Annotated in this window: 15 protein-coding genes and 1 rRNA gene; 14 read left to right on the top strand and 2 right to left on the bottom strand. The window is 52.5% G+C overall.

Annotated elements, in window-relative coordinates; translation table 11 throughout:
• The first annotated feature begins 157 nt into the window (after positions 1-157).
• The 11 genes from aroQ to O1721_RS01375 all read left to right on the top strand — a co-directional run bounded on the left by aroQ (position 158) and on the right by O1721_RS01375 (position 10,203).
• Positions 158-610 carry a type II 3-dehydroquinate dehydratase gene (gene aroQ / locus O1721_RS01325; RefSeq protein WP_032649680.1) on the top strand — a complete coding sequence of 151 codons (453 nt, stop codon included), beginning with the start codon at positions 158-160 and terminating at the stop codon, positions 608-610.
• Between the two features lie 21 nt (positions 611-631).
• Entirely contained in the window at positions 632-1,096 is a 465-nt protein-coding gene (gene accB, locus O1721_RS01330) for an acetyl-CoA carboxylase biotin carboxyl carrier protein (RefSeq protein ID WP_015572018.1), read from the top strand.
• Between the two features lie 10 nt (positions 1,097-1,106).
• The gene (gene accC, locus O1721_RS01335) at positions 1,107-2,456 is read left to right on the top strand and encodes an acetyl-CoA carboxylase biotin carboxylase subunit (RefSeq protein WP_003860388.1); all 1,350 of its coding nucleotides are present in this window, start codon (positions 1,107-1,109) and stop codon (positions 2,454-2,456) included.
• A gap of 108 nt (positions 2,457-2,564) precedes the next feature.
• Entirely contained in the window at positions 2,565-2,807 is a 243-nt protein-coding gene (locus O1721_RS01340; RefSeq protein WP_003860385.1) for a YhdT family protein, read from the top strand.
• A complete protein-coding gene (gene panF, locus O1721_RS01345) occupies positions 2,797-4,248 on the top strand; it encodes a sodium/pantothenate symporter (RefSeq protein WP_023304508.1) in 1,452 nt (483 codons plus the stop codon). The genes O1721_RS01340 and panF overlap by 11 nt, the downstream gene beginning before the upstream one ends.
• 11 nt (positions 4,249-4,259) lie before the next feature.
• Positions 4,260-5,141, top strand: a complete 882-nt coding sequence (gene prmA / locus O1721_RS01350; RefSeq protein ID WP_015572021.1) for a 50S ribosomal protein L11 methyltransferase — start codon at positions 4,260-4,262, stop codon at positions 5,139-5,141.
• Positions 5,142-5,278: 137 nt separating this feature from the next.
• On the top strand, positions 5,279-6,019 hold the full coding sequence (locus O1721_RS01355; protein ID WP_017382702.1) for a carbonic anhydrase: 741 nt from the start codon (positions 5,279-5,281) through the stop codon (positions 6,017-6,019).
• A gap of 330 nt (positions 6,020-6,349) precedes the next feature.
• Entirely contained in the window at positions 6,350-7,315 is a 966-nt protein-coding gene (gene dusB / locus O1721_RS01360; RefSeq protein WP_015572023.1) for a tRNA dihydrouridine synthase DusB, read from the top strand.
• Between the two features lie 23 nt (positions 7,316-7,338).
• Complete coding sequence (fis, locus tag O1721_RS01365) at positions 7,339-7,635, top strand: DNA-binding transcriptional regulator Fis (RefSeq protein ID WP_000462905.1); 297 nt, start codon at positions 7,339-7,341, stop codon at positions 7,633-7,635.
• 178 nt (positions 7,636-7,813) lie between these two features.
• On the top strand, positions 7,814-7,978 hold the full coding sequence (locus O1721_RS01370; protein ID WP_003860373.1) for a DUF2556 family protein: 165 nt from the start codon (positions 7,814-7,816) through the stop codon (positions 7,976-7,978).
• A gap of 140 nt (positions 7,979-8,118) precedes the next feature.
• Positions 8,119-10,203 carry a putative bifunctional diguanylate cyclase/phosphodiesterase gene (locus tag O1721_RS01375; RefSeq protein WP_032649683.1) on the top strand — a complete coding sequence of 695 codons (2,085 nt, stop codon included), beginning with the start codon at positions 8,119-8,121 and terminating at the stop codon, positions 10,201-10,203.
• Here the strand turns inward: O1721_RS01375 and envR are convergent.
• The gene (gene envR, locus O1721_RS01380) at positions 10,198-10,845 is read right to left on the bottom strand and encodes an acrEF/envCD operon transcriptional regulator (RefSeq protein WP_015572025.1); all 648 of its coding nucleotides are present in this window, start codon (positions 10,843-10,845) and stop codon (positions 10,198-10,200) included. The two genes, O1721_RS01375 and envR, sit on opposite strands and share 6 nt — an antisense overlap.
• A 396-nt stretch (positions 10,846-11,241) precedes the next feature.
• On the opposite strand from envR, the gene O1721_RS01385 reads away from it, so the two are divergent.
• The 3 genes from O1721_RS01385 (at position 11,242) to O1721_RS01395 (ending at position 15,976) form a co-directional block, all read left to right on the top strand.
• Complete coding sequence (locus O1721_RS01385) at positions 11,242-12,381, top strand: efflux RND transporter periplasmic adaptor subunit (RefSeq protein WP_032649685.1); 1,140 nt, start codon at positions 11,242-11,244, stop codon at positions 12,379-12,381.
• Positions 12,382-12,392: 11 nt separating this feature from the next.
• Complete coding sequence (locus O1721_RS01390; RefSeq protein WP_032649687.1) at positions 12,393-15,506, top strand: efflux RND transporter permease subunit; 3,114 nt, start codon at positions 12,393-12,395, stop codon at positions 15,504-15,506.
• Between the two features lie 248 nt (positions 15,507-15,754).
• The gene (locus tag O1721_RS01395) at positions 15,755-15,976 is read left to right on the top strand and encodes a lipoprotein (RefSeq protein ID WP_003860364.1); all 222 of its coding nucleotides are present in this window, start codon (positions 15,755-15,757) and stop codon (positions 15,974-15,976) included.
• A 335-nt stretch (positions 15,977-16,311) separates the two neighbouring features.
• Here O1721_RS01395 and rrf read toward each other — a convergent pair.
• Positions 16,312-16,427, bottom strand: a 5S ribosomal RNA gene (gene rrf, locus O1721_RS01400).
• Between the last annotated feature and the right edge of the window lie 24 nt (positions 16,428-16,451).

The following is a 16,451-nucleotide window of genomic DNA, read 5'->3' on the forward strand; positions in this document are numbered from 1 at the left end:
TGATAAGACCAGTATTTAGCTGCCAAATGCTACGAAATCGTTATAATGTGCGACTTCGGTTTTCCGGACAGGGGTTTTAGGCCTCTGAAAGGGTGACAATTGCGCTTTGAGGGTATATGTTGTTTTTTACCCGAAAATCGCAGGAGATAGCGGCACAATGCCTGACAAATTCCAAATTTTAGTATTGAACGGTCCGAACCTGAACATGCTCGGCACCCGTGAGCCAGAGAAGTACGGCACGCTGACATTGAGCGAAATTGTTAACCGTCTGAGTACGGAAGCAGCCCCGCTGAATGTGGATTTGGACCATTTTCAGTCAAACGCGGAGTACGCAATCATCGACCGTATTCATCAGGCTAAAGACACTGTGGACTATATCCTGATCAATCCGGCCGCGTTTACGCACACCAGTGTTGCTATACGCGACGCACTGCTCGCGGTGAGTATCCCGTTTATCGAGATCCACCTGAGTAACGTGCACGCCCGAGAGCCGTTCCGCCACCATTCCTACCTGTCAGATATCGCCGCTGGCGTGATTTGTGGGCTGGGTGCAGACGGCTATTCATACGCTTTACAGACAGCGGTAAAACGCTTGTCACAATCACACTAAACAAGAGTACGGAACCCACTCATGGATATTCGTAAGATTAAAAAACTGATCGAGCTGGTTGAAGAATCAGGCATCTCCGAACTGGAAATTTCTGAAGGCGAAGAGTCTGTACGCATCAGCCGTGCAGCTCCGGCCGCTAGCTTCCCGGTAATGCAGCAAGCTTACGCTGCGCCAGTGCAGCAGCCTGCGCTCTCCGCAGCCGTTGCACCAGTGGCAGCAGAAGCGGCACCTGCGGCTGCAACAGAAATCAGTGGTCACATCGTACGTTCCCCAATGGTTGGTACTTTCTACCGCACCCCGAGCCCGGACGCGAAGGCGTTCATCGAAGTGGGTCAGAAAGTCAACGTAGGCGATACCCTGTGCATCGTTGAAGCCATGAAAATGATGAACCAGATCGAAGCAGACAAATCAGGTACTGTGAAAGCGATCCTGGTCGAAAGTGGTCAGCCGGTAGAATTTGACGAGCCGCTGGTCGTCATCGAGTAACGAGGCGAACATGCTGGATAAAATTGTTATCGCCAACCGTGGCGAGATTGCACTGCGTATTCTTCGTGCCTGTAAAGAACTGGGCATCAAGACCGTGGCCGTGCACTCAAGCGCGGATCGCGATTTAAAACACGTATTGCTGGCGGATGAGACGGTCTGTATCGGTCCGGCTCCGTCCGTAAAAAGCTATCTGAACATCCCGGCGATCATCAGCGCCGCCGAAATCACTGGCGCGGTCGCGATTCACCCGGGTTATGGTTTCCTCTCTGAGAACGCCAACTTTGCTGAGCAGGTTGAACGCTCTGGCTTTATCTTCATTGGCCCGAAAGCCGACACCATTCGCCTGATGGGTGACAAAGTGTCTGCCATCACCGCGATGAAAAAAGCCGGCGTGCCAACCGTACCGGGCTCTGACGGCCCGCTGACCGACGATATGGATGCTAACCGCGCCCATGCTAAACGCATTGGCTATCCGGTGATCATCAAAGCGTCCGGCGGCGGCGGCGGTCGCGGTATGCGCGTTGTACGCAGCGATGCTGAACTGGCGCAGTCCATCTCCATGACCAAAGCGGAAGCGAAAGCGGCTTTCAGTAATGACATGGTGTACATGGAAAAATACCTGGAAAACCCACGCCACATCGAAATTCAGGTGCTGGCTGACGGTCAGGGCAACGCGATCTATCTGGCAGAACGTGACTGCTCCATGCAGCGTCGTCACCAGAAAGTGGTCGAAGAAGCGCCAGCGCCGGGCATTACGCCGGAACTGCGTCGCTACATCGGCGAGCGTTGCGCCAAAGCGTGTGTCGATATCGGCTATCGCGGGGCGGGTACCTTTGAGTTCCTGTTCGAAAACGGCGAGTTCTATTTCATCGAGATGAACACCCGTATTCAGGTTGAACACCCGGTTACCGAAATGATCACCGGCGTTGACCTGATCAAAGAACAGCTGCGTATCGCAGCCGGTCAGCCGCTGTCCATCAAACAGGAAGAAGTTGTGGTTAAAGGCCATGCGGTAGAGTGCCGTATCAACGCCGAAGACCCGAATACCTTCCTGCCAAGCCCGGGTAAAATCACGCGTTTCCACGCGCCGGGTGGCTTTGGTGTGCGCTGGGAGTCCCATATCTACGCCGGTTACACCGTACCGCCGTATTATGACTCAATGATCGGTAAGCTGATCTGCTACGGCGAAAACCGTGACGTGGCCATTGCCCGCATGAAGAACGCCCTTCAGGAGCTGATCATCGACGGGATCAAAACCAACGTTGATCTCCAGATGCGCATTATGAGCGACGAGCACTTCCAGAATGGTGGGACTAACATCCACTACCTGGAGAAAAAACTCGGTCTAAACGAGAAGTAAGAGACCAGTGTTGCTAAAAGGCCGGATTATCCGGCCTTTTTTATTTCTGGGGATCGCTAAGCCCCATCATGTACAATCCCCGCTTTCTTCATCCACAAGGGACAAAAAATGGACAAACGTTTTGTTCAGGCCCATAAAGAAGCGCGCTGGGCGCTGTGGCTGACCCTTCTCTATCTCGCCGCGTGGTTAGTAACTGCTTACTTACCTGATTCGGCGATTGGCATTACCGGCCTCCCGCACTGGTTTGAAATGGCCTGCCTGCTGCTGCCGCTGGTGTTTATCCTGCTGTGCTGGGCGATGGTGAAATTCATCTATCGCGATATATCACTGGAGGACGATGATGCAGCTTGAAGTCATTCTGCCCCTTATCGCTTACCTGTTCCTGGTGTTTGGCCTGTCGGTTTATGCGATGCGTAAACGTTCGACCGGCACCTTTCTGAACGAGTATTTCCTCGGGAGCCGCTCTATGGGTGGCGTCGTGCTGGCCATGACGCTGACCGCCACGTACATCAGCGCCAGTTCGTTTATTGGTGGCCCCGGCGCCGCTTATAAGTACGGGCTGGGTTGGGTACTGCTGGCAATGATCCAGCTGCCTGCCATCTGGCTCTCTCTGGGCATACTGGGTAAAAAGTTTGCCATTCTGGCCCGTCGCTACAATGCCGTAACGCTGAACGATATGCTGTTTGCCCGCTATCAGAGTCGCTTGCTGGTATGGCTGGCAAGCCTGAGTCTGCTGGTGGCGTTTATTGGCGCAATGACGGTGCAGTTTATCGGCGGCGCACGTCTGCTGGAGACGGCAGCCGGTATCCCCTATGAAACAGGTCTGGTCATTTTCGGTGTGAGTATCGCGCTGTATACCGCGTTTGGCGGGTTCCGCGCCAGCGTACTCAACGACACAATGCAGGGGATGGTGATGCTCATTGGCACCCTCGTTCTGCTGGTAGGTATCGTGCATGCCGCAGGAGGCCTGAGCCATGCGGTTGAAACCCTGGAAGCGATCGATCCGAAACTGGTCTCACCGCAGGGGGCGGATGACATCCTCTCTCCAACCTTTATGACCTCGTTCTGGGTACTGGTGTGCTTTGGCGTGATTGGCCTGCCCCATACTGCCGTGCGCTGCATCTCATATAAAGACAGCAAAGCGGTGCACCGCGGGATCATTATCGGGACAATTGTGGTGGCGATCCTGATGTTCGGTATGCATCTGGCGGGCGCGCTGGGACGCGCGGTGATCCCTGACCTTACCGTACCGGATCTGGTCATTCCGACCCTGATGGTGAAAGTGCTTCCGCCGTTTGCCGCCGGGATTTTCCTCGCCGCACCCATGGCGGCCATTATGTCGACCATCAACGCTCAGTTGCTGCAAAGTTCCGCTACGATCATTAAAGATCTCTATCTGAATTTGCGTCCTGAACAGGTCGAAAATGAGCGACGCCTCAAGCGCATGTCGGCGGTGATTACCCTGGTGCTGGGGGCGTTGCTGCTGCTGGCCGCGTGGCGTCCACCGGAGATGATCATCTGGTTGAACCTGCTCGCCTTTGGTGGGCTGGAGGCCGTTTTCCTGTGGCCGCTGGTGCTGGGGCTCTACTGGGAACGCGCGAATGCCGCGGGTGCATTAAGCGGCATGATTGTCGGGGGCGTCCTGTATGCCGTTCTCGCCACGTTTAAAATTCAGTATCTGGGCTTCCATCCGATCGTGCCTTCGTTACTGGTAAGTTTACTGGCGTTTGTGGTGGGAAACCGTTTTGGTCGACCGGTGCCACAAACTGCCCTGATTTCTACTGATAAATAAAGAGTTTTGCCATGCCGTGGATCCAATTAAAACTGAACACAACCGGCGCGAACGCCGAAGAACTGAGTGATGCGCTGATGGAGGCCGGTTCGGTCTCTATCACCTTCCAGGACACGCATGACACGCCGGTCTTTGAGCCGCTGCCAGGCGAAACGCGCCTGTGGGGTGATACGGACGTTATCGGCCTGTTCGATGCAGAAACCGACATGAAAGAGGTCGTGGCGATTCTGGAAAACCATCCGCTGCTGGGCGTGGGTTTCGCGCATAAAATTGAACAGCTGGAAGACAAAGACTGGGAACGCGAGTGGATGGACAACTTCCATCCGATGCAGTTTGGTCAGCGTCTGTGGATCTGCCCAAGCTGGCGTGAAGTTCCCGATAAAAACGCCGTCAACGTGATGCTGGATCCGGGTCTGGCGTTCGGCACCGGCACCCACCCGACAACCTCCCTGTGCCTGCAATGGCTGGATGGCCTGGATCTGGAAGGCAAAACCGTGATCGACTTCGGTTGCGGATCCGGGATCCTTGCTATCGCGGCGCTGAAACTGGGCGCGGCAAAAGCCATCGGGATCGACATCGATCCGCAGGCGATTCAGGCCAGCCGTGATAACGCCGAGCGTAATGGCGTTTCCGATCGCCTTGAACTGTATTTGCCCGATGCACAGCCAGAGGCGATGAAAGCCGATGTTGTGGTCGCGAATATCCTGGCTGGCCCGTTACGCGAGCTGGCGCCGTTAATCAGCGTGCTGCCGGTTGAAGGCGGTCTGCTGGGCCTGTCCGGTATCCTTGCCAGCCAGGCAGACAGCGTCTGTGAAGCCTACGCCGATCTCTTCGCGCTCGACCCGGTGGTCGAAAAAGAAGAGTGGTGTCGCATCACCGGCCGTAAAAAATAAGCGTTTGGCGTGGTCGTCTGACCACGCCTTTTCCCTTCGGTTTTTTCTCCCGCCTTCTTGCTTTCTTCGATAAAATAACCGCACAAATCATAATGTTAATTGTTGATTTGGATAATAAAATTCACAGGAAGAATATGATGAAACACATTTCAGGCAAGGCAGCGCTGCTGGCGCTGAGCATGATTTCGGCTACGGCTTACGCATCACACTGGAGCTATCAGGGAGAAGGCGCACCGGAACACTGGGGCGAACTGGACGAGGCGTACAAGACGTGTAAAAGCGGAATGTATCAGTCGCCGGTCAACATAGATAACACGGTCAAAGCCCACATCTCTCCGCTGGAAACGCACTATATCGACGGCCCGGTCATTCTGACAAACAACGGCCATACTATCCAGGCAAGTGAAAATGCCGATACACGCGACAGCATCACGCTTGATAAACAGCGCTGGACGTTACAGCAGTTCCATTTCCATGCGCCATCCGAAAACACGGTGCACGGTAAAAAATACGCAATGGAAATGCATCTGGTCCATAAAAACGCTGACGGCGAACTGACGGTCGTTGCCGTTATGTTCGATCAGGGCGCGGCAAACACTGAACTGGATAAACTCTGGGGCGTGATGCCTGGACAGGTTGACCAGAACGTCACGATTAAGCCAACCCTCGATATGAATAAATTACTGCCCACGGATAAAACCTACTGGCGTTTTAGCGGCTCTCTGACCACGCCACCATGTTCAGAAGGGGTGACATGGCTGGTGCTCAAGCACCCGCTGACCGTCTCTGCTGAACAGCTGCAAAAATTCACTCACACCATGCACCATGAAAACAGCCGCCCGGTTCAACCGCTTCATGGCCGTCTGGTTGTTGAATAAGTCGATTTTTTTACGCTGATATCCTGTGCTGAAATGCGACGCAGATCGCAAAGAAGCGCCATAATCTGCTGCTTATAGCAGCAGATTATCCCGGACAATTGATTCATTTATTCAGAAATGATGAGAAGTTACGGGAAATTGTAAGCGCCCACAAAATGTTCATTTATTCATAACACAATGATTTAAATAGCGAATAATCTTATCCAAAAAGAATGACTGGCGATTCCTTGATCTACAACAGAGGATTGTTCAAAGTTTGGCCTTTCATCTCGTGCAAAAAATGCGTAATATACGCCGCCTTGCAGTCACAGTATGGTCATTTCTTAACTCATGCGCATCGGACACCACCAGCTCAGAAATCGCCTGATCGCAGCCCCAATGGCAGGTATTACCGACCGGCCGTTCAGGACGCTGTGTTACGAGATGGGAGCAGGCCTGACCGTTTCCGAGATGATGTCGTCTAACCCGCAGGTTTGGGAAAGCGATAAGTCCCGCCTACGGATGGTGCACATTGATGAACCAGGTATCCGCACCGTGCAAATTGCCGGAAGCGTGCCTGAAGAGATGGCAGATGCCGCGCGTATTAACGTGGAAAGTGGCGCCCAGATTATTGATATCAATATGGGTTGCCCGGCCAAAAAGGTGAATCGCAAGCTTGCAGGTTCAGCCCTTCTGCAATACCCCGACCAGGTGAAGTCAATCCTGACGGCGGTTGTCAGCGCAGTGGACGTTCCTGTTACGTTGAAGATTCGCACGGGTTGGTCGCCGGAACACCGTAACTGCGTAGAGATTGCCCAACTGGCCGAAGACTGTGGCATTCAGGCCCTGACCATTCATGGACGCACTCGCGCCTGTTTGTTCAACGGTGAAGCTGAATACGACAGCATTCGGGCAGTTAAGCAGAAAGTTTCCATTCCGGTTATCGCGAATGGCGACATTACTGACCCGCTTAAAGCCAGAGCTGTGCTCGACTATACGGGAGCTGATGCTCTGATGATAGGACGTGCCGCTCAGGGAAGACCCTGGATCTTTCGGGAAATCCAGCATTATCTGGACACTGGGGAGCTGCTTGCCCCACTGCCTCTGGCAGAGGTTAAGCGCTTGCTTTGTTCGCATGTTCGAGAACTGCATGACCACTACGGCCAGGCAAAAGGGTACCGAATTGCGCGTAAACACGTCTCCTGGTATCTCCAGGAGCACGCTCCAAATGACCAGTTTCGGCGCACATTCAACGCCATTGAGGATGCCAGCGAACAGCTGGAGGCGTTGGAGGCATACTTCGAAAATCTTGCGTAATGAAATAAAGAGCTGACAGAACTATGTTCGAACAACGCGTAAATTCTGACGTACTGACCGTTTCTACCGTTAACTCTCAGGATCAGGTGACTCAAAAGCCCCTGCGTGACTCGGTTAAACAGGCACTGAAGAACTATTTTGCTCAACTGAACGGTCAGGATGTTAATGACCTGTATGAGCTGGTACTGGCTGAAGTTGAACAGCCACTGTTGGACATGGTGATGCAATACACCCGTGGTAATCAAACCCGCGCTGCCCTGATGATGGGCATCAACCGTGGTACCCTGCGTAAGAAACTGAAAAAATACGGCATGAACTAATTTCGATTAGCTAACTGCTTGTTTAAAAAGGCGCTCTTCGGCATGGGGAAGCGCCTTTTTTATCGTCCGGCCGGGCAACCGTCAACGCTTTGTAAACCTTCTCTTTCCCCACTTTTCAATGCCCGCTTTTCGTGTATATTTCCACCAACTTACAGGCTCTCTTTTCGCGGAATGACACATGATTCGTAAATACTGGTGGCTGGTCGTTTTTGCTGTCTCTGTTTTCATTTTCGATGCGCTGCTGATGCAGTGGATTGAACTGATGAGCACCGAAACCGATAAATGTCGCAATATGAATTCCGTGAACCCGCTTAAACTGGTCAACTGCTCAGAGCTGGACTAACCGCTTCCATCCTGTAAACCCCCTGTTATCACTCCATAAAAACAGGGATTTAAATCACTTTTCGTCATTTCCTGACGATGATAATGTCTGTGCCCTTTCCAACCGCTCTTGCTTAACGTCTCACAACGAGTGAACAGACCATGCTGGTTAGCCAATACAACCAAATCCTCGTAGTCATCTCCTTTGTTGTTGCCATTCTTGCCGCCTATACCGCGCTGAATATGGCTGCGCGCGTTGCCGGAAGCCAGGGCATCGCTGCACGCGTCTGGCTGGCAGGTGGCGGTGTTTCGATGGGGATTGGCGTGTGGGCGATGCATTTCATCGGTATGCTGGCGATGGATCTTTCCATGAGCATGAGTTACAACGCGGTCCTGACCGTGCTTTCGATGGTTATCGCCATCAGCTCGTCAATGTTTGCCCTGTGGCTCGTTAGCGGCGAGCAGCTACGTTTGCGCCGGCTGCTGCCTGGCGCCGTCGTGATGGGAACGGGCATTGTTGCCATGCACTTCACTGGTATGGCAGCCCTGGAGGTCACACCGGGTATTGTCTGGGATAAAAAGTGGGTGGCTATCTCCGTGGTCATTGCCCTTGCCGCTTCACTGGCCGCTCTTTGGCTGACGTTCCGTTTACGTCAGGAAGCCGCACGAATGGCGTTGATGCGGCTGGGGGCGGCGATCACCATGGGCATCGCTATCGCTGGCATGCATTACGCCGGCATGGAAGCAGCACAATTTCCAATGTCGACGATGGTCCACCATCATGGCATTAACGGGAGCTGGCTGGCGATACTGGTTAGCGTGGTCGCGCTCGCTATTCTGGGGATTACGCTGCTGGTGTCGATGTTCGATGCCCGCCTTCAGGCTCGTACCTCGCTGCTGGCCTCATCACTGGCAGAAGCTAATCGTGAACTCGCACAGCTGGCGTTACATGATACGCTGACGCGATTACCCAATCGTATTCTGCTTGAGGATCGCCTCGATCAGGCCATCAGCAAGGCCGATCGCGAAGGAAGCCCTTTCGCGCTGATGTTTATGGATCTCGACGGCTTTAAAACCGTCAACGATGCCTATGGTCATGATGTCGGTGACAAGCTTCTGGTTGCGGTGACTCAGCGTTTGCTGTTGCAGCTGAAAGGTCAGTATACGCTGGCGCGTATCGGTGGGGATGAATTCGTCCTGCTGGCCGAAACCGCCACTCCGGATGATGCTGCCTCACTGGCAAATTCACTGGTGCGCGTCATTGATAGCCCGTTCCATCTCGATCCTTACGAACTGATGGTCACCCTGAGCATTGGCATTGCGCTCTATCCACACGATGGCAAAACCGATCGTGAACTGATGTTTAACGCTGATGCTGCGATGTACCACACAAAACATATGGGTCGTAACGGCTATCACTTCTTCCAGCCGTCAATGAATACGCTGGCGCAGACGCATCTACAGCTGATGAATGATCTGTGGCAGGCCATCGACCGTAATGAGTTACGCCTGCTTTATCAACCTAAATTTCACGCCCCTGCCGGGCCAGTCCTCGGATTCGAAGCGCTGTTACGCTGGCAGCATCCCAAACAGGGGTTACTCCCACCCGATCTTTTTCTACCGCTGGCAGAGAAAACGGGGCTGATTATTCCGATTGGAAACTGGGTAATCGACGAGGCCTGCCGCCAGCTGCGTGAATGGCATCTTCAGGGCCACACGGACTGGTCAATGGCGGTGAATCTTTCTACATTGCAGTTCGAACAGCCGTCGCTGGTTAAAACAGTTCTCGATTGTCTGACGCGCCATAGCGTACCGCCCGGCATGTTGATCCTGGAGGTGACCGAAACCACGGCAATGAACAATCCGGACGAAAGCGTGCGTGTCCTGACAGCGCTGACGGATGCGGGAGTAAAAGCCTCGATAGACGATTTTGGCACCGGTTACTCAAGCCTTCTGTATCTTAAGCGACTCCCCGCCTGCGAGTTGAAAATCGATCGTGCTTTTGTGAAAGAGTTAAGTGGTGAGAGCGAAGATGCGACGATTGTCTCGGCGATTGTCGCCCTGGCAAAAACGCTGAATCTGAAGGTCGTGGCGGAAGGGGTCGAAACCGCAGCGCAGCAAACCTTTCTGACAGAACTGGGATGCAATACGCTACAGGGTTACCTGCTGGGCAAACCGATTACCGCGCAAGCTATTATGGAACAGTGCCAGCACGGGGAGATGTCGCTACCCCGGACGCGGTCATGAGGCTGTATCGTAAACCACTGGCGCCACTCGGGTGATATTTAGTGTCGCCAGAATATTATCCACCAGCGCCGGTGCTTGTTTGTACAGATTAAAATTGTTGCTATCCATTAACCAGTTTTTAATGACACCGCTAAAAAAGGCGTGGAAAACAATCAGCGCCAGTTCAATATTGGTTTGCGAAGAGATAACGTTACGAGCAATGCATCGCTTTAGCGTCTTGCGAAGATAATCATCGTTTAAACCGATCCGCTTTCGTATTTCACATTCTGAAATCACATCGTCATGAAATTCACACTTATGATACAAAATTTGTAAAAGCGCATATTGCCGCGGCTCGCTCGCAATATATTGTAGTGCGACAATAAATTGTTCACGAAGCATTAACAAAGGGTCGTCATTTTCGGAAAGTATTAACCTGTCACGAATCATCTCACGCATCGGCAATTGCTGATCCCATATTGCATTAAATATTTCCGCTTTACTCGAGAAATGCCAGTAAACCGCCCCGCGAGTGAGTTGAGCAGCATCGGCGATGTCGGTAAGCGTGGTGCTGGATACGCCACGCGTCGCGAATAGCCCGATAGCGGCTTCAATCAGCTGCTGGCGGGTCTTTTGAGCCTCTTCTTTTTTTTTGCGCGCCATAACCTGCTACTCATTACTCATAAAATTGATACGTTATCAAAGGATATTGCCGTGGTCGTGTAGTCAAAGTATTAACCAAAACCCGTGTTAATTTTGCACAAAAAAAGTCAATTCATTTAATTTATAATTCACGTGAATAAATCGAATACATAAAATTCATAAAATATATGAATAGCATTCACCGAAAACATTTCGTTGATTATCCTGACAGAAAAAGAATACCGAATGCACTGTGTCAGATTCCGATTTTTACTTTTAAAAGCTCCATCAGCACTTATAAATTAAAAAACATTAAACACCCTCATTATTATACGCGGCTACATTTCTATTTTTTGCCTCACACCCTTTCACCGATTCATGGCAAATATCGGCTCAAGGGTAGTTTAAGGAACAGTAATGACGAATCACTTCAGATGCTTACCCTTATCCGGTTTCATTGTCTGTGCCGCGCTGCTCACCGGGTGCGATGGGCAAGAAAACCCACAGCAGCATGCGCAAGCTCCTCAGGTCAGTGTTCATATTGTTAAAAGCGCGCCACTGGCCGTAACGACAGAATTGCCCGGCAGAACTGACGCGTATCGTGTTGCGGAGGTTCGTCCTCAGGTAAGTGGTATCATTCTGCACCGTAATTTTACCGAAGGCAGCGACGTTAAAGCGGGTGAATCCCTTTATCAAATCGATCCGGCCACCTATCAGGCAGCCTACGACAATGCGAAAGGTGAGCTGGTAAAAGCACAGGCGGCGGCGAATATCGCCCATCTGACGGTGAAACGTTACGTTCCGCTGGTTGGTACGCAATATGTGAGCAAGCAGGAGTACGATCAGGCGGTGGCAACTGCCCAGCAGGCGGATGCGAGCGTGGTTGCCGCGAAGGCTGGCGTTGAAAGCGCGCGGATCAACCTGGCCTATACGAAAGTCACATCCCCAATCAACGGGCGTATAGGTAAATCCAGCGTCACCGAAGGGGCGTTAGCCACTAATGGCCAGGCAACTGCACTGGCTACGGTTCAGCAACTCGATCCCATTTATGTCGATGTGACGCAATCCAGCAGCGATTTTATGCGCCTGAAGCAGCAGACGAGCCTGCAAAAGGGAGACACCAGCAGCGTCGAGTTGCTGATGGAAAATGGCCAGCCTTATCCGCTGAAAGGAACGCTCCAGTTCTCTGATGTCACGGTAGATGAAAGTACCGGCTCAATCACCCTTCGCGCCCTCTTCCCTAACCCACAGCATATGCTGTTACCGGGTATGTTTGTCCGTGCGCGCATCGATGAAGGTACGCAACCTGATGCCATACTGGTTCCCCAGCAGGGAGTAACCCGTACACCACGCGGAGATGCCACCGTGCTTGTGGTAAATGAGAAAAACCAGGTGGAATCACGCACTGTCGTTGCACCGCAGGCGATTGGCGATCGCTGGCTGATCACGGAAGGCCTCAAAAACGGCGACCGCGTCATTATCAGCGGCCTGCAAAAAGTTCGCCCTGGCGTCACCGTCGTGGCTATTCCTGATACCGCAGCGACTCCAGCCAGTTAAGGAATAACGACATGGCTAATTTCTTTATTCAACGGCCTGTTTTCGCCTGGGTACTCGCCATCATTCTGATGATTGCGGGCGGGCTGGCCATTTTAAAACTACCGGTCGCGCAATATCCGACCATTGCGCCGCCGGCGGTTGCGGTGACAGCAACCTACCCGGGCGCTGATGCCCAGACGGTACAGGACACCGTCACTCAGGTTATCGAACAGAACATGAACGGTATCGATAATTTGATGTACATGTCGTCCACCAGTGATTCCGCTGGTAACGTCACCATTACGCTGACGTTCGAGTCGGGTACGGATCCTGATATTGCGCAGGTGCAGGTTCAGAACAAACTCCAGCTCGCCATGCCGCTGCTGCCACAAGAAGTGCAGCAGCAGGGGATCGGCGTGGAGAAATCCAGCAGCAGCTTCCTGCTGGTTGCAGGCTTTGTGTCGGACAATAAAAACCTCACGCAGGATGATATCTCCGACTATGTCGCTTCTAATGTAAAAGATGCGATCAGCCGTACTTCCGGCGTCGGTGACGTGCAGCTGTTCGGTGCCCAGTATGCAATGCGCATCTGGCTGGACAGCAACGCGATGAACAAATATCAGCTCACGCCGCTGGATATCATTAACCAGCTAAAAACGCAGAACGACCAGATTGCTGCGGGCCAGTTGGGCGGAACACCGTCCGTACCTGGGCAGCAACTGAACGCCTCAATTATTGCTCAAACGCGTCTGAAATCGCCGGAGGAGTTTGGTCGTGTGACGCTGAAGGTGAACCAGGACGGTTCAATGGTCCACCTGAAAGATGTGGCCCGCATTGAGCTGGGTGGCGAAAACTACAACATGGTCACCAAAATCAATGGCCAGGCAGCAACGGGGCTGGGGATCAAGCTGGCGACTGGCGCAAACGCGCTGGATACCGCTGCCGCCATCAAGAGTAAACTGGCGCAGTTGCAGCCCTTCTTCCCTCAGGGCCTGAAAGTCGTGTATCCGTACGACACCACACCTTTCGTGAAGATCTCAATCCATGAAGTGGTGAAGACACTGTTTGAAGCGATTGTTCTCGTGTTCCTGGTGATGTACTTGTTCCTGCAAAACCTGCGGGCAACGCTTATTCCGACGATCGCCGTGCCCGTGGTGTTACTGGGCACCTTTGCGGTACTGGCTGCGTTCGGGTTCTCCATTAACACCCTGACGATGTTCGGGATGGTATTGGCGATAGGTCTGCTCGTCGATGACGCCATCGTGGTGGTCGAGAACGTAGAACGCGTCATGGTTGAGGACAAGCTGCCGCCAAAAGAGGCGACGCAGAAGTCGATGGAGCAAATCCAGGGCGCCCTGGTGGGCATTGCCATGGTGCTTTCGGCGGTATTTATCCCGATGGCATTCTTTGGTGGTTCAACCGGGGCTATCTATCGCCAGTTCTCGCTGACCATTGTCTCCGCGATGGCCTTGTCGGTACTGGTGGCGTTGATATTAACGCCTGCTCTTTGTGCAACGCTGCTCAAACCGGTTGCCAGCGAACATCATGAAAAGAAAGGTGGTTTCTTCGGCTGGTTTAACGCGCTCTTTGATAAAAGTGTGGAGCATTACAGCAACAGCGTGAGCGGCATTTTACGTAAGACCGGCCGCTATCTGCTGGTTTACGTCATCATCGTCGGCGGCATGGCAGTTCTGTTCCTGCGCCTGCCTTCCTCCTTCCTGCCGGAAGAGGATCAGGGGGTGTTTATGACGATGGTTCAGTTGCCGGCAGGGGCGACGCAGATGCGTACCCAGCAGGTACTCGATCAGGTTCAGGATTATTACCTGACGAAAGAGAAAGCGAACGTTGAATCGGTCTTTACCGTAAACGGTTTTAGCTTTAGCGGACAGGGGCAGAACTCCGGTATCGCTTTCGTCAGCCTGAAGCCATGGGAAGAACGTCCGGGCAAGGAAAACGGCGTTGAGGCGATTGTCAGCCGCGCGACGAAAGCGTTCAGCCAGATCAAAGACGGTCTTGTATTTCCGTTTAACCTGCCTGCCATTATTGAACTGGGTACCGCAACAGGCTTTGACTTTGAATTGATTGACCAGGCAAACCTGGGGCATACGCAGTTAACCCAGGCGCGTAACCAGCTGCTGGGCATGGTGAGAGAACATCCTGACTTACTGGTTCGCGTGCGTCCTAATGGACTGGAAGATACGCCACAGTTCAAGCTGGACGTCGATCAGGAGAAGGCACAGGCGCTGGGTGTGAGCGTGTCTGACGTCAATCAGACGATTTCAACAGCGCTGGGTGGCACCTATGTGAACGACTTTATCGATCACGGACGGGTGAAAAAAGTTTATGTCCAGGCTGATGCTCGCTTCCGTATGCTACCCGGAGACATTAACGGCCTGTATGTGCGTAGCGCTAACGGCGAAATGGTGCCTTTCTCTGCCTTTAGCAGCTCTCACTGGGTGTACGGTTCACCGCGTCTGGAACGTTACAATGGGATGCCATCAATGGAGATCCTCGGTGAGTCTGCCCCTGGCAAAAGTACCGGTGAGGCAATGGCGTTGATGGAAAGCCTTGCGTCAAAACTGCCTTCCGGCATCGGCTACGACTGGACGGGGATGTCTTATCAGGAACGACTTTCCGGGAATCAGGCTCCGGCGCTGTACGCCATTTCACTGATTGTGGTGTTCCTGTGTCTGGCGGCCCTCTATGAAAGTTGGTCAATTCCCTTCTCGGTCATGCTGGTTGTGCCGCTGGGGGTGATCGGCGCGCTTCTGGCTGCATCAATGCGAGGGCTGAACAATGACGTTTACTTCCAGGTTGGTCTGCTTACGACAATTGGTTTATCAGCCAAGAACGCCATACTGATCGTTGAGTTCGCCAAGGATCTCATGGATAAAGAAGGCAAAGGGATTATCGAAGCCACGCTTGAAGCCTCGCGTATGCGTCTGCGTCCTATCCTGATGACTTCCCTGGCATTCATCCTTGGTGTTATGCCTCTGGTCATCAGCAGCGGTGCAGGTAGTGGGGCACAAAATGCGGTCGGGACGGGCGTGATGGGCGGGATGCTGTCAGCCACCCTGTTGGCCATTTTCTTTGTTCCTGTTTTCTTTGTGGTTGTCCGGAGACGGTTTACAAAGCACAAGGATTAATGAAAATCATAAAGGCACCTCTGGTGCCTTTTTTATTTCCTGAAAACAATGTAAAAACACATCCCCTCTTCACATTTCCTCCATTAATAATCAGTGCCCGCGCTTTTTTCTTCATAATTTTTACAATCCACACAAATTGAGATTATTCCCCGTGCTGCATGGTATTAGTGCGGTGGTAAAATAATCATCAGTTCGTTAATTGCTGTATCGGCTCTTTAGCGAATAAGCGATCATATTGAGGTAACATCATGAAAAGATTCCTTTCCGTTGCACTTCTCGCTGCGCTGCTTGCTGGTTGCGCGCACGACTCTCCATGTGTACCGGTATACGACGATCAGGGGCGACTGGTTCACACCAATACCTGTATGAAGGGCACTACCCAGGATAACTGGGAAACAGCAGGTGCGATTGCTGGTGGCGCCGCGGCAATCGCTGGCCTGACACTCGGTATTGTCGCCCTGACTAAATAAGGCTTCTAAAAGCGCGGCCATCGCCGCGCTTTTATTTTTCCCTGATATAAGGAACGTATATTCCTCATCACGAATAGCATCAGATATTAATTAAATTCAATACGCTACCTTACTCCCCGCTATACCCCATACCTGTACATAACATTTAATTGATTTAACGCTGCTGCGAGCCAGCATAATGCATTCCACAACTTCAGTTTCAGTAGGGTAAAACGCTTTAATACGTCCGTGAGGTATTAATGGCGACAGCAGGAATATCGAATGAGGGAATTGGTTTGGCTGGAGCGATAACGCAAAAAGGCCATCCTTTCGGATGGCCTTTCTACTTGTTTGATGTCTGGCAGTTCCCTACTCTCACATGGGGAGACCCCACACTACCATCGGCGCTACGGCGTTTCACTTCTGAGTTCGGCATGGGGTCAGGTGGGACCACCGCGCTAAAGCCGCCAGACAAATTCTTTTACTTCTTGCCGAA

Source organism: Enterobacter cloacae complex sp. HYC033_NIDB, assembly GCF_056673335.1.